The sequence below is a fragment of the Ferrovibrio sp. GW821-FHT12B10 genome (assembly GCF_058807515.1).
In genome coordinates, this window is the sequence record NZ_JBXAQT010000001.1 from 1,589,692 (window position 1) to 1,613,932 (window position 24,241).

The window sequence follows — 24,241 nt, forward strand, 5'->3', positions numbered from 1 at the left end:
ACTGATGATCCCCGTCACGCTCACCTTCCATGGCGCCGCCGGCACGGTGACCGGGTCTTGCTACCGTCTGGATATCGGTGACCGACACGTCCTGATCGACTGTGGCATGTTCCAGGGTGACAAAACCATTAAACAGCTCAACTACCAGCCATGGCCGTTTAATCCGCGCGCCATTGAGGCCGTGATTGTCACCCATGCCCATATCGACCATAGCGGCCTGCTGCCTAAGCTGGTCAAGGCCGGCTATGCCGGACCGGTTTATGCTACGCCAGGCACGGCGGACCTGCTGCAATTCATGTTGCCCGATTCCGGCAGCATCCAGGAGATGGAGGTTGAACGCCTGAACCGCCGCAACCAGCGGCGTGGCGGCGGCGTGGTGCAGCCGATCTATACCGAGCAGGATGCGCAGGATTGCCTGCGCCTGCTCGCCACCCGCGATTTCGGCATCTGGTTCGAGGTCACGCACGGCCTACGCGCCAAATTCTGGAATGCCGGCCATATCCTCGGCTCGGCCTCGGTCGAACTGGAGCTGGATGCTGGCAACGGCAAGCCGATGCGCCTGCTGTTCTCCGGTGATATCGGACCGGAGCACAAGGCCCTGCAGCAGGATGCCGTGGGTCCGCAGGACCTCGATATCGTGGTCATGGAATCCACCTACGGGGGACGTCCCCGGCCGAAGCTGGACGACCGGCAGCGCCGTGCCATCCTGGCCGAAGAGGTGACCGCGGCGCTGGCAAACGGCGGCAATCTGGTGATTCCGGCTTTCGCCGTCGAGCGAACCCAAGAGCTTCTGGCCGATCTCAGCAAACTGATCGCCGAAGATGCGATCAAGCATGTGCCGATCTTTGTCGACTCACCGCTGGCAACCCGCATCACCAGCGTGTTCGCAAAATACCTGCATCAGGAGAATGGCATAAAATCCGCCAGCCCGCTCCCCTTCGAGGGCGGTAACCTCCGGTTCGCCCGCACCGTGCAGGAGAGTATGCGGATCGAGCAGATCACCGGCGGCGCGATCATTATCGCGGCATCGGGCATGTGCGAGGCCGGCCGCATCCGTCATCACCTGAAGAACAACCTTTGGCGATCCAATGCGACGATCCTGTTGATCGGATACCAGGCGCCGGGCACGCTTGGCGCCCTGCTTGAACGAGGCGAACGCGCGGTGCGCATCCAGGGCGACGAGATCGTGGTGCGGGCGCAGATCCGCAAGCTGGAAATCTATTCCGGCCATGCCGATCATGACGAGTTGCTGGAGTGGCTGAACAGTCGCCTGCCCGTGCGCGGCAGCGTCGTGCTGACGCATGGCGAGCCGGATGCTGTGGGCGCACTGCATGCCGCCATCAGGCTCTGGGGAGACCGTGCGCCGGCGGTGCTGGTCCCGAAGCTGGATGAAACCTACAGTCTGGCCCGCGCCAAGCCGCGGTTGCTGAAACAGGCCCAGCAGATCAGGCGTCTGGACCGCTATGCCGAGGCGGAAGCCCTGTCAGGCCGTGACTGGCACAATGATTATGCGCACATCATGTTGCAGGTTCAGCATCAGTTGCGTACGGCCAAGACCGATCTGGAACGCCACCGGCTGCTCAGGAAGATGCAGCGTATCCTGGGCCGGGGATAACGCGCAGCGCCTTATAGGCTTCCATGATGCCGGTCAGCAGCAAGGCGGGGAGTGCCAGGGACAGGCCTTGAGTCAACGTTATAGTCTCAAGCCGCAGGATCGTACCCATGACCGGCATATGAGCCGCCAGCACTTGCAAGACCTGGGTACCCATCACACCGCCAATCAAAAGCCAGTTTGACGATAGTGGAATACCGAATACAGACCGAGTTTCCGAGCGGCAGTTGATCACATGCGCGTTCTCAAACCACAACATCAGCCACAGCATGGCTCCCTGCGCCGCAATGAGGTTGATGCCAAGGCCGTGCAGCAGATAGGCGTAGATCGCAAACGACAGCAACCCAATCGCGCCGCCAGATAGCACCACCTGTTCGACCATTGCGCGGTCGAAGATAGGACTATTTGGGGGGCGCGGCGCTTTTTGCAGCAGACCCGGCTCCGGCCTTTCGAAGCCGAGCGAAACATCCTGGATACCGTTGGACACCAGATTGAGCCACAGGAGCTGTAGCGCAGTGAGCGGCAATGGCATGCCCGCAAGCGTGGATAGCAGCATCAAGGCCAGACCAGCCATGCTAGTCGAAACACAATGCAACACCACCTTGCGGAGGTTTGCATAAGCCGCCCGTCCCTCCTCAATGCCGGCAATGATGGAGGCGAAATTATCATCGATCAGAATCAGGTCTGCTGCTTCCCGCGCGACATCGGTGCCGGCGCGGCCCATGGCGACGCCGATGTCGGCAGCATGCAAGGCCGCGACATCGTTGATGCCATCTCCCGTGACGGCAACGACATGGCCTTGGCGCTGCAGGCTCTGGACAATAGCCAGCTTCTGCAATGGCTCGGTGCGGGCGAAAACTGCCGCGCCGGATACTGCCAGATCAAAGGCGGCTTGATTGTTTTCCAAGACCCGGAGCTGCGTACCGGTGATGACAGCGCCTCCGGCATCGTCACGCAGAATGCCAACTTCTCGTGCAATTGCCTGCGCCGTCGCCGGATGATCGCCGGTCACCATCACAACGCGCACGCCCGCGCCATGCGCAGCCTGCACGGCAGCCTTGGCTTTCGGACGCAGCGGATCGATCAGACCGGCGAAGCCGAGAAGAGTCAGATTCTTCAGGGCATCGTGCCCCGAAGTTTCCACCGGGCCAGCAGCGACGGCAATCACCCGATAGCCGGCCTGTGCCAGGGTTTGCACGGCCTGTTCCGTTTCCTGCCGCCGCTCATCGCTCCATTCCACGGCGCCGCAGAGCGCCAGCACCGTTTCCGGGGCGCCCTTCACATAGGCCATCAGAACACCGCCATCCATGTGAAAAGCTGCCGCGTAACGGCGCTCAGGCTCGTAGGCAATGCGACCGCGATGGCTGACTGCTTCTATAACGGCATCATAATTGGCCGCCGCCGCCAGCCGCAGGAAAGCAAGATCGACTGCATCGCCGATCTCCTCCCCAGAGTGATCGGCGATTGCACCATGCGATTCCGAGCAGCGCGCAGCCGCGAAGGACAGGCCGCGAACCCGGCCATCGGCAGGTGCAAACCGGGCGGCCGGACCGGCCTCCGCAGCCGGTAGCCAGACGGTATCGATCGACAGGCGGTTGACGGTTAGCGTGCCGGTCTTGTCGGTGGCGATCACCGTGCAAGCTCCCAGGCCTTCCACTGCTGGCAAATGACGCACAACCACCTGCCGAAGGCTCATGCGGTGCACGCTGATCGACAGGACAACGGTGGTCGCCACCGGCAGCGCCTCCGGGATGGCCGATACCGCCAGCGCGATGGCGACCAGGATGATGCCGGTGATATCGCTGCCACGCGTGAATTCGAACGCGGCAATAAGCAGGATCAGAACAATAATGACGATACCGAGCTGACGACTGAAGCCCTCCATGCGCCGCAACAGCGGCGTCGGCGCTGCCGGGGCACGCAGAGTCTGCGCCAGACGCCCCATCTCGCTGTGCCATCCGGTTGCAACGACCAATCCACGGCCACGACCTCGATGTACCGAGGCGCCGGAGAACAGCATGTTGCTCCGTTCGCCAAGAACAGCCTCTGCCGCTACGGCGCGATCAGGCCACTTCTCCACCGGCAGTGATTCGCCGGTCAGCAGGCTTTCATCCACCGTCAGTGTCTGCCCCTCGATCAGACGCAGATCCGCCGGGACCCTGATGCCACTTTCAACCTGAACGATATCACCCGGCACCAGATGCTCGATATCCACGGATACCAGCCGGCCGCTCCGCCAGACCGGCAGGCGTCCGCGCACCAGCGCTTTCAAGCCCTGGGTCCGCAGTTCCGCACGCCATTCCTGCCATCCGCCGATCACGGCATTGATCAGCAGGACCGACAGAATGAAGATGCCTTCCGTCAGGTGACCGATGACCAGACTCAGCGCCGCCGCTGCGAGCAGCAGATATATGAAAGGCGACTGGAACTGATGCAGCGCAATCGATAACAGCGATGCGCCGCGCAGCATCGGCAGATGGTTCAGGCCATGCTGCTGCAGGCGACGGGCAGCCTCCTCATTGCTAAGGCCAGTGCCATCGGAGCCGAACCGCGCCAGGGCGGCATCAGCCGATATGGCATGAACCGGATTGTCCTGTGGCGGGGACATCCAGATCAATGTGACATGAAGACAGGTATATGCTGCTGCTTGAGGATGTGATTTGTGACGCCGCCCAGCACCACCTCCCGCAGTCTGGAATGGCCATATGCACCCATCACGATCAGGTCAGTCCCGATTTCGGCGGCGCGCGCCAGAATCAGAGCGCCATCACTTGCGGAGGTTTCTTTCACGGTCACTGCCGAAACCTGCACGCCGTGCCGCGCCAGGTGCTGCGCGATCTCGGCGCCCTCGAGCCGCTCGCCTGCTGCCTGCTGCGGATTGACCTCCAGAATGGTAACGGTTTTGGCCTTCTGCAGAAGAGGCAGGGCATCATGGACGGCGCGCACCGACTCGGCGCAGGGCTTCCAGGCGACAAGAATATTATTGCCCGGTTCTTGGCCGCTCTGTGCCTTGTTGGGCACAACCATGACAGGGCGGCCAGATGATAGGGCGAGCGTGCCCGGCGAAGGATCGATCGGCTGCTCCAGATCGAGCGGATTTCCCGGCTGGCCCACCACGATCAGGTCGGCATAGGCGGCATGCATCTGGATAACGTCGTCCATTTCGCCCATCGCCTCGCGCCACTCAATGGCAATGCCATGACGCTGGCTGGCCGCGTCGACCAGATGCCGGATTTTATCTGACCGCTCCTTCTGAAGTGTCTTCTGCCATTGCTGGATCTTGCCGGCCATTCCAAGGCCCATCACGTCGACAGGCATATAGGGGATGTTATCAACGTGGAGCGCCGTCAGATGTGCGCCATGCGCAATCGCCAGCTTGGCGGCGATGTCCAGACGGCCCGCCGCATATTGCGCATTGTCGGCATATACCAGGATATCCTTGAAGGCCATTCTCTATTCCTCTCGCTCCGGAACATCATCAGGTGACGCCAGGCACCCTCACGCATTTCCGGGCACACGTCTTTGATCCGTATCAAAATTGAAAAGCCATAAACGGCCAGGCCGGCCGGAAGCCGACTTTTGATCTATTTCAATGCGCCGGCCGGCAATGCCCCGCATGGTCCCCGCCTCACTGAGCCAGGAGAGCGACATGCGCTACAGCGACATTCTGCTGCATCTTTCTGATGACGCGAGGAGTGCAGAGAAGACCAAATTCGCGTTGGCTTTGGCTAGGCGCTTCAAAGCCAGTGTCACGGCGCTCTACACCATGCCATTCCCGGCCCAGCTCTATTACATGAGCGAATATGTTCCGGTTGAATTCTATCAACAGAAAAGTGACGAAGCGGAAGCCGTCGCTACCCGGACGAAAGCGACATTCGAGAAAGCTGCGGGCGATGCCGATGTCCCTGCTGCCTGGGTCAAAAGCGATCAGGCACCCGTCATCGCGCTGCCACCACTAGGGCGAACCTGCGACATTGTGATTGTCAGTCAGACAAATCCGGATGCCTCGAGCCTCGCATCACCCAATGCAGATCTGGTGCTCAGCGACCTCCTGCTCGACCTGGGCCGGCCTGTCCTGGCCATTCCCTATGTCGGTCAGTATCCAGTGCAGGCAAAAACCGTTGTGGTGGCGTGGAACGGCAGTCGGGAGGCCGCGCGTGCGGTGCATGATGCCTTGCCGCTGTTGCAGGATGCCAAATCCGTCGTCGTTTTCAGCATCAACCCCACAGCGGATGTTTCCGCATCAGCTGCGTCGCTGGTCCAGCACCTGATCCACCACGGCATTCCGGCCAAGGCAAAGCAGACCGTCGCGAAGGACATCAACGACGGTGAGGCCTTGCTCTCTGTATTGGCTGATGTCGGGGCGGACCTGCTGGTGATGGGTGTCTATGGACACAGCAGGGTCCGTGAAATGGTGCTGGGCGGCGTTTCGAAAAGCATCCTGGACAGCATGACCGTGCCCGTTCTGCTTTCCAACTAGTGGGGGACTGGCGCAGGCAGCTCGCATGCGGACCGGCCTCTCGTTAAACCTGAGAGGCCCGGTTCGATACCAACAACCAATCAGCTTTTGCCTTCCGCCACCAGCCGCGTTTGCCTCGGGCTTGCCGCGCCCCTGCTCTTCCGACATCGTCTTTCTCAATCGCAACCCCAACGGTGGCTGCGACGATGCATGCTGGCTGCAGGTAACCGCATATCCACCTACACATGGCACGGCGCGAGGGGCACCTTAGACCGGTCACAGAACCTTGCGTTTTCGTGGGGTATTAAGGTCTTGGCCCGGCTGTCATCTGGGTGTAATTAAACTGTAATAATGCGACTTTGTCCCGAGGTATATGTAATAAATGGCTGTTTTCCGCGATCCGGACCCCGACCCTGATTCGTCTGCGCTGGACGCTGGCGCGCCCCCCGCTCACCTGTCGCGCCATATCCGGGGGGCTGCGCGATGAACCCTGCCAACACACCGGGCGCGACTGAACTGCTTCTCAATCTGGCCGCCGGCGTGGCGCTCCTGCTCTGGGGCGTGCGCATGGTGCGCACCGGCATGACGCGCGCCTTCGGCGCCTCGCTCCGCCGCTATCTCGGCAGCGCCATGCGCAACCGCTTCCAGGCCTTCCTCGCCGGCATCGGCGTGACCGCGCTGCTGCAGTCGAGCACCGCGACGGCGATGATCGTGTCGTCCTTCGCCGGCCGCGGTCTGATCGTCGGTGGCGCGGCGATTGCCGTGCTGCTCGGCGCCGGCATCGGCACATCCATCACCGCGCAGTATCTCTCGCTTGACTTGCACTGGCTCGGGCCGCTCTGCCTGGTCTTCGGTGTCATCGGTTTCCTCTCCAGCGAAGGCGGCATGCCGCGCCATGGCGGACGCCTGCTGATCGGCCTCGGCCTGATGCTGCTCTCCCTGGAAATGATCATCGGCGCCTCTGCGCCCCTGCGTGACTCGCCCGGTCTCGCCATCGTGATGTCGCCGCTGGAACGCGAACCGATCCTGGCCATCCTGCTGTTTGCCGTGATCACCTGGATCAGCCATGCCAGCCTGGCCACCGTGCTGCTGGCCGCCGCCATGGCCAAGGCCGGCACCATCGATGCGGGCCTGGCCATCGCACTGGTCGTTGGCGCCAATCTCGGCACCGCGATCTCGCCGCTGCTGGCGTCTTCCGGCGAACCGCCGGCGGCGCGCCGCGCCCAGCTCGCCAACCTGATCACCCGCGTGATCGCCTGCGTCGCCGTGCTACCCTTCATCGCCAGGATGCCGGACTGGCTCAGCGTCTTTGGCGCCGATCCGTCGCGCATGGCGGTGAATGCCCATACCGCCTTCAACATCGCCATCGCGCTGGTCTTCCTGCCGCTGACCACACCGCTGGACAAGCTGGCCCGTCGCATCATGCCGGATATTCCCACGGCCGACGATGCCGCCAAGCCGCGCTACCTCGATCACTCCGCGCTCGACTCGCCCACCGTGGCGCTGGCCGGCGCGGCGCGCGAGACGCTGCGGCTCAGCGATGCGGTGGCGCGCATGCTGGACGACACCATGACGGTGTTCGCCCAGGATGACGCCAAGCTGAAGAAGGCCGTGGAACAGGCCGATGATGCGGTCGACGGCCTGTACGAGGCCATCAAGCTCTATCTGACCGAACTGTCGAAGCACGAGATGGATGAAGCCGAAAGCCGGCGTTATGTCGCCGTGCTGACCTTCACCACCAATCTGGAGCATATCGGCGACATCATCGACAAGAACCTGATGGACCTGGCCCAGAAGAAGATCAAGAACAAGCTGACCTTCTCGAAGGAAGGCCTGGCCGAACTGACCAGCTTCCATCATCGCGTCGCCGCCAACCTGCAGATGGCCTGCAACCTGTTCATGTCAGGCGATGTGAAGGTGGCGCGCCAGCTGCTCAAGGAAAAGGCCGACCTGCGCGAAGCCGAACAGCTGGCAGCCGAGAACCATTACCAGCGCATTCGCGACGGCCGGTCTGAAAGCATCGAGACCAGCGCCATCCATCTCGATCTGATCCGCGACCTCAAGCGCATCAACAGCCATCTGACCGCTGTCGCCTATCCGATCCTGGAACAGAATGGCGAACTCTCGGCAACCCGTCTGCGCGCCGAGGAGCGGCTGGACCGCAGCTCCACCCATGGTGCCGAAACTGCCGCCAAGGCCACCGGCAAGACCAGCCTGGCCTGATCCACATCCCCGCCGGCCGCGGCGGGGATGGCATCACTTGCACATGGCTTTCAGAAGGCGCGACTTCTCGCTGCCGCAGGCCACCACATGCATGGCCTGGGTATTATTGGCAAAGCCGTTATGCGCCCCCAACGGATGCGAGAACAGTCCCGGCAACCCCAGGCCCGGATTGTCCACGACAATGTTCGACACCAGCTTGGCATCCGGCAGCCGGTTCAGATATTCCTCCGAATCCAGGCGATAGGTCAGAAGATCGTTGGGATCGGAGAAGGCGTAGATCATCACGGTCTTCGGGACCTCGAATTCGTCGGCCTGCAGCAGGGCGCGAGCCGGGTCTTTCACCTCCTGCAGTTCAGTCTGCTTCTGCACCAGCACCGCTTCGCTCGCGGTGGCGGTTGTAACCTTCTCCATGATGCGCTCGCCGAGGTCCTGCTGTTCCGTGCGTAGCCGTTCGCGCTGACGCTCCACAGGTCCGCTGCGCTGGGGATTCCGCTCCAGCCGCTCGACCTGCGCCTGTTTGGTCTGGAGACTGCGTTCCAGCGATTGCAGATCGCGCTGGTTCTCCCGGATCGCCTGCTCGGCCCTGCGCACGTCCTGCGCCAGCTGCGGCGCGCTGTCCATCCGTTCAATGGCCTCGACCACGCGCTTGGGCGCATTGGCATCGTACACGGCCGGCGCCGAGCGTGGCGATGCTGCGACCGCCGGCGAGCTCTGCCGCAACATGGTCAGCAGCTCGGTCATCTTGGCATTCAGCGCCGCCGTGGTGAGCGGTGGCGCCACTCTGCTTTGGGCTGGTGCATCCAGCATCGCCAGTTCCAGCAGCGGCAGCTGATTGGCAAGCATGTATATGGCATCCAACCCCCGCATCACCTCCTCCATCACCTTGACGGGATGGTTGGTCATGTCGTCCTGGATACTGACCTTGTAATGGCGGGCCAGAACCTCCAGCGATGGCGCATAGGGTCCCTGGCGCCAGAAGACGTCATTCTTCCATTCCGGCAGATTGCGGCCGATCGGCTGCTCACGCAGATAATGATTGAGCCGGGAGATGCGATAGTTGGTGATCGCGCCGCGACTCTGTTCGAACAGGTCGAAGATGATGCGGCTCGCCAGACTGTGCGTCATGATGGCGATGTTCTGGCTGCCGATGCGGCCCGTGAAGGACTGTTGCCGTCCAGCATCGGCAGCGGCCTGACGACGATAAGGGCAACGCTGCACGGCATCGCGATTCTGGGGGTCCTCGAGATCGAAGGCCATCAGGCAGAGCGATTCGTAGAAGGCCATCTGAATATGCGGCCGCAGCCGGCCCAGATACATTACCGCGTCCGAGAAATGCGTATTGATCAGCCCGGTCTTCAATGACCGGTTCAGCAGATCGCGGTCGCTCTGGAACTGCGCCGCATCCCGGTTCGACGTGGCTTCATCGCGGTAGCGCGCAAAGGTCAGGCCGTCGGCGCCCAGCATTTGCAGCTTTGGCGGCAGGGTGATCGGCGACCATGTCAGTTCATAAACCACCGCGGCTGGCGGCTGATCCAGCCGGTTTGCATCCTGCGGGCGGTATTCCCAATGCCGCAGATAGCCATACAGGACCTTGCGGCCGTCCAGCTCGAAAACCAGCGGGCGGCAACCATGACGACCAACCTTGCCGCAATACCGGTCCTGCGGCGACCGCAGTGGATCCCGTGGCGGTATTTCCGGCATGCCCTCCACCGATGGCAGCGCGTCCACCGTCGCAGAGAGGGATTCGGCGCAGATATTGTCGCCGCCCCGGCGCAGCAATTCGTCATCGATGTCATAGGCATTGTCGCGGAAACGGCTGCGCACCAGCTTCAGCTCCGGCGCGACCGCCTCGAACAGGCGCAGGCTGTGCCCGATGCAATGCACGCCGATGCCATGCGTGGTGAAGACCACCAGCGTTTTGTTGCCATTGCTGCCGTTCTGCCGGATGCCATCGAGGCCGGTCACATCGCTTTCGATGCGTTGCACCGAACTGCCGCAGGCCGCCAGCCCCAGCAGCATCACAGCCAGTGCCGCGATGCGTGACGCACCGCGCATCAAGATGCCCTGTTCGCGCATGATCGTTCCCCCGTATTCCCCGGCGGGATCATCGCATCGGCTTGAAGGCTCGCTGCAGTGAATTTTTGTAAAGACGCGCGAAGGCGCTACGCATGCATACGCTTATATGGATCGCACACCGATCAATCGCAGGCGACAGGCCACGTCAGGCAGGGAACGCCACTGTCGCGGGCCGCCGCCGCGTCAACCGCCACAGCAGGATGGCCGTGATCACCACATTCACCAGGTTCCAGCCGATGCCGTTGAGCAGGGCAGCCTGATACGAGCCGGTGAAGTCGTAGATCTTCCCCGACATCCAGCCGCCCAGCGCCATACCCGCCAGCGTGGCCGAGATTGCCAGGCTGACGCGCAGGCCGGCCTGGCCGGCGGGAAACAGCTCGCGCACGATGAAGGCATAGCTGGGCACGATGCCGCCCTGCACCAGCCCGAAGACAGCCGAGATGATATAGAGCGACATAAGGCCATCGAAGGGCAGATAGAGCGACAGCGCGATCATCTGCAGGGTCGAGCCAAGCAGCAATGTCGCCAGCCCGCCGATGCGGTCGAGAATCCAGCCCGACGCCAGCCGGCTGACAATGCCGCAGCCCAGCATCAGCGCCAGCATCTCGGCGCCGCGCGCCGGGCCATAGCCCAGGTCGACGCAATAGGCGACCAGATGTACCTGCGGCATCGACATCGCGACGCAGCAGCCCAGCCCCATGATCATCAGCAGGAATTGCAGCATATTGGGCCGCAGGCCGAGCGGCCGCGCCGCCGCGCTGGCCTGGGCCGCCGTCTGCACCGGCGGCGCCAGCAATGGCGGACGGCGACGCAGCAGCAGCGCCAGCGGCAGCATGGTGACGACGCAGAACAGCCCCGCATAGAAATGCGTGTCGCGCCAGCCGATGGTGGAAATGAAATGCTCCAGCACCGGCGGCCAGACCACGCCGGACAGGTAGTTGCCGGCGGCGCAGAGCCCGATGGCGAAGCCACGGCGGCGGTCGAACCATTGCGAGGTGTCGGCCAGCAGCGGCGCGAACATGGCGGCGCTGCCGAACATGCCGCAGATGCCGCCTGAGATCGCGGCGAAGACTAAGATGTTCGGCGCGTGCGACAGCGCGACATAGCCGATGCCCAGCGCCATCGCCGCGATGATCACCGGCCACATGATGCCACGCTTGTCGGCGAGCCGGCCCATCATGATGCTGCCGAAGACAAAACCGATCATGGTCAATGTATATGGCAGCGCGGCCTCGGCCCGCGCGATGCCGAACTCGGCCTGCACCGCCGGCACCGCCACGACGGGCGACCACATGCCGACGCCGCCGATGGTGCCCAGCACCACCGCCGCCGCAAGACGCAGCCAGGCGTAAGACGACTCGATATCCGCTGCCGTGCCCTGATAGGCCGTCGCTGTCTGCGCTGTCATTATTCTATGTATTTCCTACCCTTGACGATAATATCACGCCATCAGTCGACAATGAACAGCTTCGCCCCCATCGCGGTGCGCGAACGGTGCGGTTCGGCATTATCGGCCACCTGATAGGACTGCCCGGCCTTCATGATGAAGACACGGCCATCCTCAAGCTCAGTGACCAGCTCTCCCTCCAGCACGAACAGGATGTGGCCCTTCACACACCAGTGGTCGGCCAGATAGCCCGGCGTGTACTCCACCATGCGCACACGCACATCGCCGAATGTCTGGGTGCGCCAGGTGGCGCTGCCGGTCTCGCCCGTGTGATGCGTCGGCGCGATCGTCGACCAGTCCGTCGTACCGAAGGGAATGTTGGACATCTGCATGGATAAAGCTCCTCAAACCGTCTGCTGCTTCTAGTCTGGCATTCCACCTAAATCCAGCGCGGAATTGTCAGGGTGGCAATCCGCGTCACCGCACCAATAGGACGCAAGCCTGTTGCCTGACTGTGCGCATCCGGGGAATACTGGCGTCAGGTAGGATGCAGTGTTTTCGGGGGAAACCATGAAAGTCCGTTTGTTGATCTGGGTCAGCCTTCTGTTGCTGGCCGGCTGCAACATGCAACAGGGAGGCCCTGGCGCCAGCACACCGGCGACCAGTAGCGCGCCGCCCAATTCCGCACTTGATCAGCAAGTCGCCGCCCTCGATGAGGCAATCCGCCTGACCAGCAATCCGCTGGCCAAGGCGCGCAGCATGTTCCAGAAGGCCAATGCCCTGGCGATCGGCAACCGTGGCGTGGCGGCCGTGGCGGCCTATGACGATCTGCTGCTTAACACTACGGATGAAAATATAGAGATACGTCGGTATCGCGCGACCAGCATGATGAACCGGGCCCAAACTCTGAAGGGCCTGAAGCGCTACAACGAGGAAGCGGCAGGTTACGCCGATCTGCTGCAACGCTACGCCGGAGAAAACGATCTGGCCATCCGCCGCACCTACATGACCGCGATGGTCTATCAGGCCGAATACCTGATCCAGAACAAGCGCTGGGACGAAACCGTGACGCAGTTGCGCCAGGCCGGCAGCCAGCGCTGCGGCGACAACGACGACCTGCTGCAGCGGCAATGCGCCAAGGCATACCGCCTCACCGGCAACGCCCTGCGCGAGCTCAAGCGCACCGATGAGGCAATGGCCGCCTATGAAGAAGCGCCACGTCGCCATGGCCTGACCACCGTCAGCTACATCCGCGATGAAGTCCGTCTCGCCCATTGGAGCCGCGCCGCGCTGCTGTCCTCGCAGGGCCGCAATGTCGAGGCGATTACCGCTTATGATGCGGCCATCGCCCTGCCGATAGGACCGGCGGAAACCGCCGCCCGCTACACGCGCGCGACCTGCATGTACAATCGTGCCCTGCTGCATGAACGGGATGGCAGGAGGGATGCCGCACTGAGCGGCTATGACCAAGTGACAACCGAATACTATGCCGAGATCGACCCCAGTATATCGCTGACGGTCAGTCGCGCCCTCGTCGCCAAGGCCAGCGTTTTGATGAACATGTCCGGGCGCACTGCCGAAAGCCTGCCCGCCCTCGATCAGGCCCTGCAACGCCTGTCAACCCGCCAAGGCGCCCAGTTCGAGGAACTGCGCGCCACCGCGGAAGGCAACCGCGGCCATGCCCTGCTGCGCCTGCAGCGTCACGATGAAGCCATCGCCGCCTTCGATGTGGTGATCGGCAAGTACGGCAAGAGCTCGACCAATCTGCGGGAGATTGCAGCGAATGCCGCTAATGGCAAGGCGCGGGCCCTGGAACTCAAGCAGGGTCGCAAACGGCTGCAGGATATCTTGGCGGAGTTCGACACGCTGCTGCAGCGTGAACAGGCCACACCCGAGCCGGCGCGCAGTCAGAACAGTATCAAGATTCTGGTGGCAAAGGCTGTCACCCAATACGGAACCGGATCGCATGCCGACGCCATTGCCACCTACCAGACCGTGATCACCCGCTATGGTGCCGACTCTTCACCTGTTATGCGCCAGGGTGTGTCGACGGCGCTGTACGGCAAGGCTATGGCACAGCACAGCCAGGGCTCCTCGCATGAGGCCGCCCGCACCCTGCGCGATCTGATCGCCGCCTATCGTGGAGCATCGGAAAGCGAGATTCAGGCCAATGTGAAACGTGCGGAGCAATGGCTGGAAAGCAATCCGCAATACGACGTCATCGGGTGACGTCGCCACCCGCGCTCAGTGACTGCCCATCACGGCGCCGGCAATGGTCGCTGTTGCCGCCAGCAGCAGCAGGCGATGCAGTGCCAGCGCCCAGGCAAAAGCGCGGTGGGGCTGCAGCAGTGCCCAGCGATGAAAGGCGCGATGCAGCCAGAGTGGCTCAAGCACGAACAGCACCAGCGTGAAGATGCTCCACAGCCCCGTCATGGCATGCATCCACCAGAAGCGCGGATCCGTGAAGCGATGCCGGAGGTCGAGGCCATCCAGCAGCCAGAAACCACTCGCGCCGGCAACAACCACAGCCCAACGCGCAACACGGCTGAAGGGCGCCTCGGCGGCCTCGAACATCGCCAGCGCCTGCGCCGCGGTCGCGGCCCGCCGGGCAGACGGCAGGATCACCAGCGTCACAAAGGCTAGGCCGCCGATCCACGTGACGATGGCCAGGACATGCAGGACGCGGGCAAGCAGCAGATCATCCATGCAGTCGAGCTACCATCCCAGCTGCCGGCTCGCCAGGTCTTTCATGATCTCTTCGGTGCCACCGCCGATGGCGTTCACCTTCACTTCGCGGTAGATGCGCTCGGATTTCGCGCCGCGCATGAAGCCAGCGCCGCCCAGAATCTGCACGGCTTCCGAGGCGCAGAAGGCCATGGTCTGAGTCGCCTGATTCTTCAGCATGCATAATTCGGCAATCGGGCTCTCACCCTGATCGAGCGCCCAGGCGATGCGCTCCAGAAACGCCTGACTCGCCTCGATGCGCTGCGCCATGTCGACCAGCTTATGCCGCAGCACCTGATGGCCGAGCAGTTTTTTGCCAAAGGCCTCGCGCTGCCGGGCATAGTCCAGCGCCTCGTCATAGGCGGCGCGGGCAAAGCCGATAGCCGAAGCCGAAAGCCCGAGCCGCTCGTCGTTGAAATTCAGCATCACACCCATGAAACCGGCATTCTCCTGGCCGATCAGATTCTCGACCGGCACGCGGCAATCGTCGAAATGGAGCGTCGCGGTATCCGAGGCCCACCAGCCCATCTTTTTCAGCGGCGTGCGGGTGAAACCGGGCGTGTCACGCTCAATCAACAGCAACGAGATGCCGCCCATGCCCGGGCCGCCGGTACGCACCGCCACCGTGTAATAATCGGCGCGCATCCCCGACGTGATGAAGGTCTTCTCACCGCGCACCACGTAATGGCTGCCGTCCTGCTTCGCGATGGTCTTCAGATTGGCGACATCGGAGCCGCCGGACGGTTCAGTGATGGCCAGCGCAGAAATCTTGTCACCGCTGAGCACACCCGGCAGCACTTTGGCTTTCAGCGCCTCCGACCCCAGCTTGGCAACCGGCGGCGCGCCTATAGTATGGCTCATCAGCGAGGCAGCGACACCGCCAGACCCCGCACGCGCCAGTTCCTGCCCTGCAATGACGGCGTAGAAGCGGTCGCCCGCGATACCGCCGAATTCTTCCGGGAAATTCAGGCCCAGCAGGCCGACAGCAGCCGCCTTCTTATACAGCGCGCGTGGAAACTCGCCGGCCTCGTCCCACTGATCCACGAAGGGCGCAATCTCCTTGGCCACGAAGCGTCGTAGCTGGTCGCGGAAGGCCTCATGCTCGGCCGTGTAATAGGGCGAAGCGGCCAGCATGATCAGCGCATGCCGGGAGACGGCGGACGCAGCCGCGCCATGATCATGATGTCGTCGTAATGGCCGTCCAGCTTGCGGGCGCGGATTTTCGTGCCTTCGGTGACGAAGCCGAACTTGCGATAGAGCGCCACCGCGCCGGTATTGGAGGCATAGACCTGCAGCTCGATGCGCTCGAGGCCGACACGGCCGGACCAGTCGAAGCAGGCCTGCATCATCTGCGTGCCCAGGCCCTTGCCGCGATAGCGCTCGATCAGACCCATGCCCAGTACGCCGACATGATTGAAGCCGGGGCGATGCGGATTATCCGGCGCGACATGGATGTTGCACCAGCCCACGACCGTATCCTGCGGATCGACTGCGACCACGAAAGGCAGGTCGCGCTGCATCATTGCCTTGATATAGAACAGCGCTTCGCGTTCCGAGGGCGCTTCGGTGAAGGCGATGAACAGGCGCTCGCGCGCGATCTGGTCGAGGCAGGCGCGGTAGGAGCCTGCATCCGATTCTTTCAGCGGCCGCACCGTGGCATTGATCGTTTCGCTCATGGCGTTACTCCACCCACTCTAGTCTGTCAGGGCAGCCAGCAACTGCCGCGTCGCCACCTGGTCACCCACCTTCACCGGCAGGCGTTCCACCAGGCCGTCGATGCGTGCCACCATCTCGTGCTGCATCTTCATCGCTTCCATCACCACCAGCCGCTGGCCCTTCGCCACCCGCTCGCCCTCGGCGGCGAGAACGGCGACAATCTTGCCATTCATTGGCGCGCGCAGCTCGCGCTCGGCCGCCGCTTCATTCTCCGCCGGCGGCGCCCAGGTGAGGTCGCGACAGGCCAGATGATGAGCGCTGCTGCTGATATACAGCGTCTCCGCCGCAAAGGCGAAGGCGATCTCGCGCTCCATGCCATCAACCAGCAGGCACAGGCTATTCATGCTGCGCTGCGTCACCTGCAGCGTTGCGCCATCCACATTGTAGTGATTCGCACCCAGCACGGCGACCTGACACTTTCGTTTTCGTTCATCGAAGCCAAGCAGCACCGGCCAGATGACGCTGCCTGTCGATGACCATCCGCGACCAGGATCATGGCCGGTCTGCGTGGCACTGCGCTCGAACCACAGCAGTGCCGCCGCCTGCAACAGCGCATCGTCCGGCACCGGTGCGGTGATCGTGGCGAAATGCTGCGGGATGAACCGCGTGGTGGCGCGGCCGGCGGCAAAGTCCGGATGCGCCAGCAGGTCGGTCAGGAAGTGGCGATTGGTTTCCAGCCCCAGCGCCACTGTGCGCGACAGGGCGGCCAGCAGCTTGCGACGGGCCTCCTCGCGGGTTTCGCCATGCGCGATGATCTTGGCGATCATCGGATCATAAAACGGCGTAATGGTCTGGCTGGCGCCATGCAGGCCGTGATCGGTGCGGACGCCATCGCAGGGCCGCCACAACAGCAGCTCACCGGCCTGCGGCAGGAAGCCCTGATGCGGCGCCTCGGCATAGAGCCGCACCTCGATGGCATGGCCGTTGAGCGTTACGTCCTGCTGCGTCAACGGGAGCGGCTTGCCGGCCGCCACCGCGATCTGCAGCGCCACCAGATCCAGCCCGGTGATCATCTCGGTGACCGGATGCTCGACCTGCAGCCGCGTGTTCATTTCCAGGAAATAGAAACTGCTGCCATCGGCATCGAGCAGGAATTCCACCGTGCCGGCACCGACATAGCCAATCGCCTTGGCCGCAGCCACGGCAGCCGCACCCATCTGCGCGCGCAAAGCGTCGCTGACTGCGGGTGACGGGGCTTCCTCGATCACCTTCTGGTGTCGGCGCTGCACACTGCAATCGCGCTCGCCCAGATGGATGGTGTTGCCCTGGGTATCGGCAAAGACCTGGATCTCGATATGGCGGCCATCGACCACGGCCTTCTCCAGGATCAACTCGCCGGAGCCGAAGGCATTCTCGGCTTCCGTGCGCGCCGTCTGGATCGCATGCGGCAGGTCAACCGCGTCATGCACCAGCCGCATGCCGCGCCCGCCGCCACCGGCAGCCGCCTTCACCATCACCGGCAGGCCGATTTTCTTCGCCTCGGCAATCAGCGTGGCATCCGACTGGTCGCCGCCCTGATAGCCCGGCACGCAGGGAACGTTTGCTGCGATCATGCGCTGCTTGGCCGCGGCCTTGTTGCCCATGGCGGCGATGGCAGAGGCCGGTGGCCCGATGAAGGCCAGCCCGGCTTCTGTGCATGCTTTGGCGAAATCCGCATTCTCCGACAGGAAGCCATAGCCCGGATGCACGGCCTGCGCGCCGGACTGTTTTACGGCGGCGATGATCGCCTCGATCTTCAGGTAGCTCTGCTTCGCCTCTGCCGGGCCGATGCAGACCGCCATATCGGCCATCTGCGTGTGCAGCGCGCCGGCATCGGCCTCGGAATAGACCGCCACTGTCCGGTATCCGAGCGCGCGGGCCGAGCGGATCACCCGGCAGGCGATCTCGCCGCGATTGGCGATCAGGATGGTGTCGAAAGCCGCCACTATTTCCGCTTGCCCATTACTTCTTCTTGCCGGGCAGGATGCCCATGTATTTCGAGATGATCCCCAGCATCACCTCGTCGGCACCCCCGCCGATGGAGGCCAGCCGGCTGTCGCGATAGGCGCGGCTGATCGGCGTCTCGTTCATGAAACCCATGCCGCCGAAATACTGCAGGCAGGCATCGGTGATCTCACGCGCCAGGCGTCCGGCCTTCAGCTTGGCCATCGAGGCCAGCATGGTCACATCTTCGCCCTTGAGCATGAGATCGGCGGCGCGATAGCTGATCGAGCGCAGCAGTTCGACCTCGGTGCGCAGTTCGGCCATGCGGAAATGCACGACCTGGTTGTCGAGGATCGACTGCCCGAAAGCCTTGCGCTGGCGGGTGTATTCGATGGTCTCGTCGATATGGCGGTCAAACGCCAGCAGGCTGGAGAAGGCGCACCACAGGCGCTCTTCCTGGAACTGCTGCATCTGATAGACAAAGCCCTGGCCTTCCTGGCCGATCAGGTAGCGCTGCGGGATGCGTACGTCATCGAGATAGATCTGCGCCGTATCCGAGCTGCGCATACCCATCTTGTCGAGCTTGCGCGCGATCTGCACGCCCTTGGTCTTCATCGGCAGGCAGAGCAGCGACTTATTCTGATGGATGGGGCCTTCGCCGGTATTGGCGAGCAGGCACATCCAGTCGGCCTGTGTGCCGTTGGTAGTCCACATCTTGCCACCATTGATGACGTAATCGCCGCCGTCCTTCTTGGCGGTGGTCTTGATGCCGGCGACATCCGAACCGGCGCCGACTTCCGACACGCCGAGACAGACCACCTGGTCGCCGGCGATGGCGGGCACAAGGAATTCCTTGCGCAGCTCATCCGAGCCGAAGCGGGCGAGTGCCGGCGTGCCCATGTCGGTCTGCACGCCGAGACCCATCGGCACGCCGCCGCAGTTGATATGACCGAGCGCCTCGATCATCACCATCTGGTAAGAGTAATCGAGGCCGAGGCCGCCGTATTCCGTGGGCTTGTTGATACCAAGGAAACCGAGATTGCCCATTTTCTTGAACAGATCGTGGGCCGGGAAGATGCCATCGCGCTCCCAGTCATCGACATGCGGATTGATCTCCGTGTCGATGAACTTGATCAGGTTGCGGCGCAGGCCTTCATGTTCCTGGGTGAATTCCATGATGAATCCTCCTTACATCCTGGCGACGCCGAAGGCATTCGGCTTGGTTTCGCGGGCATCGGCCATGCGGCAGATATCGAGACACATGGCCAGCACGCGGCGGCTGTCGCGCGGATCGATCAGGCCATCATCCCAGAGCCGCGCCGTGGCGTAATAGGCGGTCGACTCGGCTTCCATCTTTTTCACGACGCTCGCCTTCATCTTTTCCAGCGCGGCCATGTCTGGCTCGACGCCGGCGCGACGGAACTTTTCCTCGGCCACGATGCCCAGCACGCCGGCGGCCTGTTCCGGCCCCATCACGGCGATACGGTTGTTGGGCCAGGCGAAGATGAAGCGCGGATCATAGGCGCGGCCGCACATGCCGTAATTGCCGGCGCCGAAGCTGGCGCCGATATGCAGGGTCAGCTTGGGCACGCGCGCATTGGTCACGGCCTGGATCATCTTGGAGCCATGCTTGACGATGCCGCCGCGTTCGGCCTCCTTGCCGACCATGTAGCCGGTGGTGTTCTGCAGGAAGACAATCGGCATATCGGCCTGGTCGCAGAGCTGGATGAACTGCGCGGCCTTCACCGCACCTTCGGTGTCGATGGGGCCGTTATTGCCGATCAGGCCAACCGCCTCGCCCTCGATGCTGGCCTGGCCGCAGACCGTGTGACTGCCGTAAGCTTGCTTGAAATCGGTGAAGTCGCTGGCATCGACCAGCCGCGCGATCACCTCGTGCACGTCATAGGGCTTGCGGTAATCCACCGGCACGATGCCGCAGAGTTCGTCGATGTCGTAGTGCGGTGTGGCCCAGCTTTTCTTCTGGAGTTGCGGCCCGCGCTCGTTCCAGGGCAGCCTGGCCAGGATCTCGCGCGCGATCCGCAGGCCGTCGGCATCATCCTCAGCCATGAATTCGGCCACGCCCGACACCGTCGTGTGCATCTCGGCGCCGCCGAGCTCCTCGTCGGTGGCGATCTCGCCGGTGGCGGATTTGAGCAAAGGCGGCCCGGCGAGGAAAATCTTGGCGCGGCCTTTCACCACCACGACGTAATCACTGAGGCCCGGGATATAGGCGCCACCCGCCGTGCTGGAGCCATGCACCACGGTGACTTGCGGAATGCCAACCGCCGAGAGCCGCGCCTGGTTGGCGAAGCCGCGCCCGCCATCAACAAAGATCTCGGCCTGATAGTTGAGGTTGGCGCCGCCGGACTCAACCAGGTTCACCACTGGCAGCTTGTTGCGATAGGCCATCTCCTGTGCGCGCAAGGATTTACGCAAACCCATCGGCGCGATGGTGCCGCCCTTGATGCCGGAATCGGACGCCGTGATCATGCAGCGGATGCCACTGATGCTGCCGATGCCGGCGATGAAGCCGCCGCCCATGATATTCTCGGCGCCGTCATCGTCATGCATCTGGAAACCGCAAAGCGTCGAGATTTCCAGAAAAGCGCTGCCACGATCCAGCAGATGCGCGATGCGGTCGCGCGGCGTGATCTGGCCGCGCTTCTCGAACACTGGCCGCCGCGCATTCGAGGTGTCGCGCACGCGCTGTTCCAGCGCGCGGAAACCTTCCACCAGCGCCAGCATATCGACGCGGTTCTGCCGGTAGCTGTCGGACTGCGTCTCGATCTGCGACCGGATCAGCGCCATCGTTAGCTATCCTTCAGCACGTCGGGCTGCACCGAGCGGTGGAAGCCATCAAACGCTTTCGACTTCGCATGCTTGGTGAGCGGATAATGCCGGCGCGCATTCGGCACCGCGCCATCGACACGCAAGGTCGTGCCGCTGATGAAATTCGCCGCCGGTGACAACAGATAGACGATGGCGGCCGAGACCTCGGCTTCGGTGCCCAGACGCTGCAGCGGCACATGGTTGCGCATGTCGCGGATCAGCGGCTTCATCCAGTCGGGATAGGTGTCCATGCCCGAGGACGCGATCCAGCCTGGCGCCACTGCATTGACGCGCACGCCGCTCATGCCCCATTCGCAGGCCGCCGTCTCGGTGAAATTGACCATGCCGGCACGCGCCGCACCCGAATGGCCCATGTTGGGCATGCCCATCCACATATCAGCGACGATATTCACGATGCTGCCGCCGTGATCGGCCATCCATTGCGTGTAGCATTCCCGCGCCATCAGGAAGCCGCCGGTGAGGTTGTTGCGCACCACGGCGTCCCAGCCCTTCTGCGAGGTCTGGGCCAGCGGCGCGGGAAACTGCCCGCCGGCATTGTTGACCAGGCCATCGATGCGACCGAACTGCTTCAGCGCCAGTTTCACCGTCTCGGCGACGGCGGCTTCCTCGCGGATATCACAGCTGAAGCAGGCGACCTTGACGTCACCGCCATTGTCCGTACGCAGCTCTTCGGAAACGGCCTGCAGCTTTTCGATCTTGCGGCCGATCAGCACCAGCGTCGCGCCCAGACGCGCCAACTCATGGGCGGTGCAGCGGCCAATGCCGGACCCGCCGCCGGTGACCAGGATGACCTGGCCGGCGAACAAATCATCGCGGAAGACCGACTGATACGGCATCGGATGTTTCGCTCCCTGATGCGGTCCTTGAAAGCAAACCGTCATCTGTTTTTCGTTATCAGGAGACGCTACTTGACGCTAACGTAAGCGTCAATATAGGGTGCGAAAAACCCGCATGGCGCCTGACGTTACGTCAATTCCGCCCTGCGACTATCGCTATACAACCGGGAGCCTTGGCCATGTCGCTCGAACAAATCACCCAGCAGATGACCCAGCGTGTGAAGCCGGGCGCGCTCGACGCGACCGTGAAGTTCGATTTCGGCGACGACGGCCAGATTTTCGTCGACGGCAATGCTGGCACCGTCAGCAACGAGGATGCCGAGGCCGATTGCACCATCACCATCTCGATGGACAATTTCGTCGCGCTGTCGAGCGGCGATCTCGATCCCACCACCGCCTTCATGATGGGCAAGCTCAAGGTCAAGGGCAGCATGGGCGTGGCGATGAAGCTGCAGTCCATCCTGGGCTGAGCTTCAAGCCAGAGATTGTCATGCCGCGCATCACGCGCGGCATGATGCATCTGATTATGCGGCCTTGTCGGGGCCGCCGAGCTTGCCGCCTGACGGCGTCAGCCACAGCACGGCGCCTGCGGCCAGAATCAGCAGCAGTTGCAGGCCCAGCGACTGCAGGCTGGGATTGACGCCGAGATTGACCAGCCAGTCCGGCAGCAGCACCTGATCCGATGGCAGCCAGCCGGCGATCTGGAATTCGTCGATTGCCTCGCCGACAAACCGCAGGCCCAGCACGAACAGGAACAGCGACGTAACGGCAAAGAGCGGCCGCAACGGCAGCTTCATGGCCAGGCGCGTCATCGCCCAGTAGCAGATCGCCAGCGCAATCAACGCCAGTGAGCAGCCCATCACCACGGCCGGCAACGCGCCCACTTCATCATCGGTGGCGGCATAGAGAAACAGGATGGTCTCCGCGCCCTCGCGGAACACCGACAGGAAGGCGATCGCGCCCAGCATCAGCGAACTGTCGCCCGCCAGCGCACTGCTCATCTTGTGTTCCAGATGCTGCTGCCAGACCCGCAGGTTGCGGAAGCGCCAAAGCCAGGCGCTGACATGGAACAGCAGCACGGCGACGCAGAGCATGATGATGGCTTCGGTCAGATCGTCGACATTGGCGAAGACTTCCTCGAAGACCCAGGCTGCGCCCAGGCTGGCCAGCAGCGCCAGGCCGGCGCCCATGGCGAGTGCGCGCAGGCGGTGGGCTTCGCCGGCCCGGATCAGGAAGGCGGCCAGCGCGGCCACCACCAGCAGGGCTTCGAGCCCTTCGCGCAGGACGATCAGGAATGTGAGGGCAACGAGGCTGAACATGGCTGGGGCGGCGAAAAATGCAACGCGTGGAGTATAATCGTTAAACGGGCAAAACCCATCCTTTATCCATGGGAAGCACGGCTTCTTCGCCCGTTCTGCGCCAAGCCCCCCAAATTTCTCCCAAGTCCTTGTTTAAAAACAGGTTATCCGCCTTGGCGCAGCGACTCAACTGGGGTAGTCTCCCCGACCAGAATGCGTGCCCGGCTGCCTGTTTTTTCACGGCGGCCCCGGCCGTCCGGCCCAAATAAAGCTGATTACCGAGGGGATTCATGTCCAATCCGCAACCGCTCATGCAGGGCAAGCGTGGCCTGATCATGGGCGTCGCCAACGACCGTTCGCTGGCCTGGGGCATCGCCATGGCGCTGCATAATCAGGGCGCAGAATTGGCGTTCACATATCAAGGCGAAGCCCTGGAGAAGCGCGTGAAGCCGCTGGCCGCCACCATCGGCGCCCAGCATGTGCTGGAATGCGACGTCACCAATCCCGCCTCGATCGACAGCACCTTCGCTGCCTTGGAAAAAGCCTGGGGCAAGCTGGACTTCCTGGTCCATGCCATCGGCTTCTCCGACAAGAACGAGCTGAAGGGCCGCTACATCGACACCAGCTTCGACAACTTCGCGCTGACCATGAATGTCAGCTGCTACAGCTTCACCGCTGTGATGCAGCGCGCAGAAAAGCTGATGACTGACGGCGGTTCGGCGATCACGCTGACCTATTACGGCGCCGAGCGCGTCATGCCGCATTACAACGTGATGGGTGTGGCCAAGGCGGCGCTGGAAGCCAGCGTGCGCTATCTCGCCGCCGATCTCGGCCGCAAGAACATCCGCGTCAACGCCATCTCGGCCGGTCCGATCAAGACGCTGGCCGCCAGCGGCATCGGCGATTTCCGCGCCATCCTGCGCTGGAACGAGCTGAACGCGCCGCTGCGCCGCAACGTCACCATCGAACAGGTCGGCGGCGCCGGCCTGTATCTGCTGAGCGATCTCGGCTCCGGCGTGACAGGCGAGACCCATCACGTCGACAGCGGCTATCACAGCGTCGGCATGGTGGCGGTGGATCAGGCGGCGCAGGTCGCCGAACTGCTGCTGTCGCTCAAGAAAGACGCGTAAGCAGGCC

19 protein-coding genes are annotated in these 24,241 nt (G+C 63.0%); 6 read left to right on the forward strand and 13 right to left on the reverse strand.

Going from position 1 to position 24,241, the window contains the following annotated elements; genetic code table 11:
* Window positions 1-4 precede the first annotated feature (4 nt).
* Window positions 5-1,615 (forward strand): MBL fold metallo-hydrolase, encoded by a 1,611-nt coding sequence (locus tag AC1RRT_RS08070; protein ID WP_493013265.1) that lies wholly within the window; start codon window positions 5-7, stop codon window positions 1,613-1,615.
* On the opposite strand, the gene AC1RRT_RS08075 is transcribed toward AC1RRT_RS08070, so the two are convergent.
* A complete protein-coding gene (locus tag AC1RRT_RS08075; RefSeq protein WP_493013266.1) occupies window positions 1,581-4,220 on the reverse strand; it encodes a cation-translocating P-type ATPase in 2,640 nt (879 codons plus the stop codon). The two genes, AC1RRT_RS08070 and AC1RRT_RS08075, sit on opposite strands and share 35 nt — an antisense overlap.
* 5 nt (window positions 4,221-4,225) lie before the next feature.
* Window positions 4,226-5,062, reverse strand: coding sequence for a universal stress protein (locus AC1RRT_RS08080; RefSeq protein WP_493013267.1), 837 nt, complete (start codon window positions 5,060-5,062; stop codon window positions 4,226-4,228).
* 199 nt (window positions 5,063-5,261) lie between these two features.
* On the opposite strand from AC1RRT_RS08080, the gene AC1RRT_RS08085 reads away from it, so the two are divergent.
* Complete coding sequence (locus AC1RRT_RS08085; protein WP_493013268.1) at window positions 5,262-6,092, forward strand: universal stress protein; 831 nt, start codon at window positions 5,262-5,264, stop codon at window positions 6,090-6,092.
* 462 nt (window positions 6,093-6,554) lie between these two features.
* Window positions 6,555-8,294 carry a Na/Pi cotransporter family protein gene (locus AC1RRT_RS08090; RefSeq protein ID WP_493013269.1) on the forward strand — a complete coding sequence of 580 codons (1,740 nt, stop codon included), beginning with the start codon at window positions 6,555-6,557 and terminating at the stop codon, window positions 8,292-8,294.
* Window positions 8,295-8,327: 33 nt separating this feature from the next.
* Here the strand turns inward: AC1RRT_RS08090 and AC1RRT_RS08095 are convergent, their stop codons facing one another.
* The 3 genes from AC1RRT_RS08095 to AC1RRT_RS08105 form a co-directional block, all read right to left on the reverse strand.
* Window positions 8,328-10,370, reverse strand: a complete 2,043-nt coding sequence (locus tag AC1RRT_RS08095) for a hypothetical protein (RefSeq protein ID WP_493013270.1) — start codon at window positions 10,368-10,370, stop codon at window positions 8,328-8,330.
* A gap of 145 nt (window positions 10,371-10,515) precedes the next feature.
* Window positions 10,516-11,778, reverse strand: a complete 1,263-nt coding sequence (locus AC1RRT_RS08100; RefSeq protein ID WP_493013271.1) for an MFS transporter — start codon at window positions 11,776-11,778, stop codon at window positions 10,516-10,518.
* A gap of 41 nt (window positions 11,779-11,819) precedes the next feature.
* The gene (locus AC1RRT_RS08105) at window positions 11,820-12,149 is read right to left on the reverse strand and encodes a DHCW motif cupin fold protein (protein ID WP_493013272.1); all 330 of its coding nucleotides are present in this window, start codon (window positions 12,147-12,149) and stop codon (window positions 11,820-11,822) included.
* Between the two features lie 178 nt (window positions 12,150-12,327).
* Between AC1RRT_RS08105 and AC1RRT_RS08110 the strand changes: the two genes are divergently transcribed.
* The gene (locus AC1RRT_RS08110) at window positions 12,328-13,986 is read left to right on the forward strand and encodes a tetratricopeptide repeat protein (protein WP_493013273.1); all 1,659 of its coding nucleotides are present in this window, start codon (window positions 12,328-12,330) and stop codon (window positions 13,984-13,986) included.
* A 15-nt stretch (window positions 13,987-14,001) separates the two neighbouring features.
* On the opposite strand, the gene AC1RRT_RS08115 is transcribed toward AC1RRT_RS08110, so the two are convergent.
* From AC1RRT_RS08115 to AC1RRT_RS08145, 7 genes are read right to left on the reverse strand one after another with little or no spacing between them, the layout of a single operon-like run.
* Window positions 14,002-14,463 carry a hypothetical protein gene (locus AC1RRT_RS08115; RefSeq protein WP_493013274.1) on the reverse strand — a complete coding sequence of 154 codons (462 nt, stop codon included), beginning with the start codon at window positions 14,461-14,463 and terminating at the stop codon, window positions 14,002-14,004.
* Window positions 14,464-14,472: 9 nt separating this feature from the next.
* Window positions 14,473-15,615: an acyl-CoA dehydrogenase family protein gene (locus AC1RRT_RS08120; protein ID WP_493013275.1), complete on the reverse strand. Its 1,143-nt coding sequence runs from the start codon at window positions 15,613-15,615 to the stop codon at window positions 14,473-14,475.
* 2 nt (window positions 15,616-15,617) lie between these two features.
* On the reverse strand, window positions 15,618-16,157 hold the full coding sequence (locus AC1RRT_RS08125) for a GNAT family N-acetyltransferase (RefSeq protein ID WP_493013276.1): 540 nt from the start codon (window positions 16,155-16,157) through the stop codon (window positions 15,618-15,620).
* Between the two features lie 18 nt (window positions 16,158-16,175).
* Window positions 16,176-18,122 (reverse strand): acetyl/propionyl/methylcrotonyl-CoA carboxylase subunit alpha, encoded by a 1,947-nt coding sequence (locus AC1RRT_RS08130; RefSeq protein WP_493013277.1) that lies wholly within the window; start codon window positions 18,120-18,122, stop codon window positions 16,176-16,178.
* 16 nt (window positions 18,123-18,138) lie between these two features.
* Window positions 18,139-19,296: an acyl-CoA dehydrogenase family protein gene (locus AC1RRT_RS08135; protein ID WP_493013278.1), complete on the reverse strand. Its 1,158-nt coding sequence runs from the start codon at window positions 19,294-19,296 to the stop codon at window positions 18,139-18,141.
* Between the two features lie 12 nt (window positions 19,297-19,308).
* Window positions 19,309-20,928 carry an acyl-CoA carboxylase subunit beta gene (locus AC1RRT_RS08140; protein ID WP_493013279.1) on the reverse strand — a complete coding sequence of 540 codons (1,620 nt, stop codon included), beginning with the start codon at window positions 20,926-20,928 and terminating at the stop codon, window positions 19,309-19,311.
* A gap of 2 nt (window positions 20,929-20,930) precedes the next feature.
* Complete coding sequence (locus AC1RRT_RS08145) at window positions 20,931-21,806, reverse strand: SDR family oxidoreductase (RefSeq protein ID WP_493013280.1); 876 nt, start codon at window positions 21,804-21,806, stop codon at window positions 20,931-20,933.
* A gap of 179 nt (window positions 21,807-21,985) precedes the next feature.
* On the opposite strand from AC1RRT_RS08145, the gene AC1RRT_RS08150 reads away from it, so the two are divergent.
* On the forward strand, window positions 21,986-22,276 hold the full coding sequence (locus AC1RRT_RS08150) for an SCP2 sterol-binding domain-containing protein (protein ID WP_492979256.1): 291 nt from the start codon (window positions 21,986-21,988) through the stop codon (window positions 22,274-22,276).
* A gap of 54 nt (window positions 22,277-22,330) precedes the next feature.
* On the opposite strand, the gene AC1RRT_RS08155 is transcribed toward AC1RRT_RS08150, so the two are convergent.
* Window positions 22,331-23,125 carry an FTR1 family iron permease gene (locus AC1RRT_RS08155; protein ID WP_493013281.1) on the reverse strand — a complete coding sequence of 265 codons (795 nt, stop codon included), beginning with the start codon at window positions 23,123-23,125 and terminating at the stop codon, window positions 22,331-22,333.
* Window positions 23,126-23,394: 269 nt separating this feature from the next.
* Between AC1RRT_RS08155 and fabI the strand changes: the two genes are divergently transcribed.
* A complete protein-coding gene (fabI, locus tag AC1RRT_RS08160; RefSeq protein WP_493013282.1) occupies window positions 23,395-24,234 on the forward strand; it encodes an enoyl-ACP reductase FabI in 840 nt (279 codons plus the stop codon).
* Window positions 24,235-24,241 lie beyond the last annotated feature (7 nt).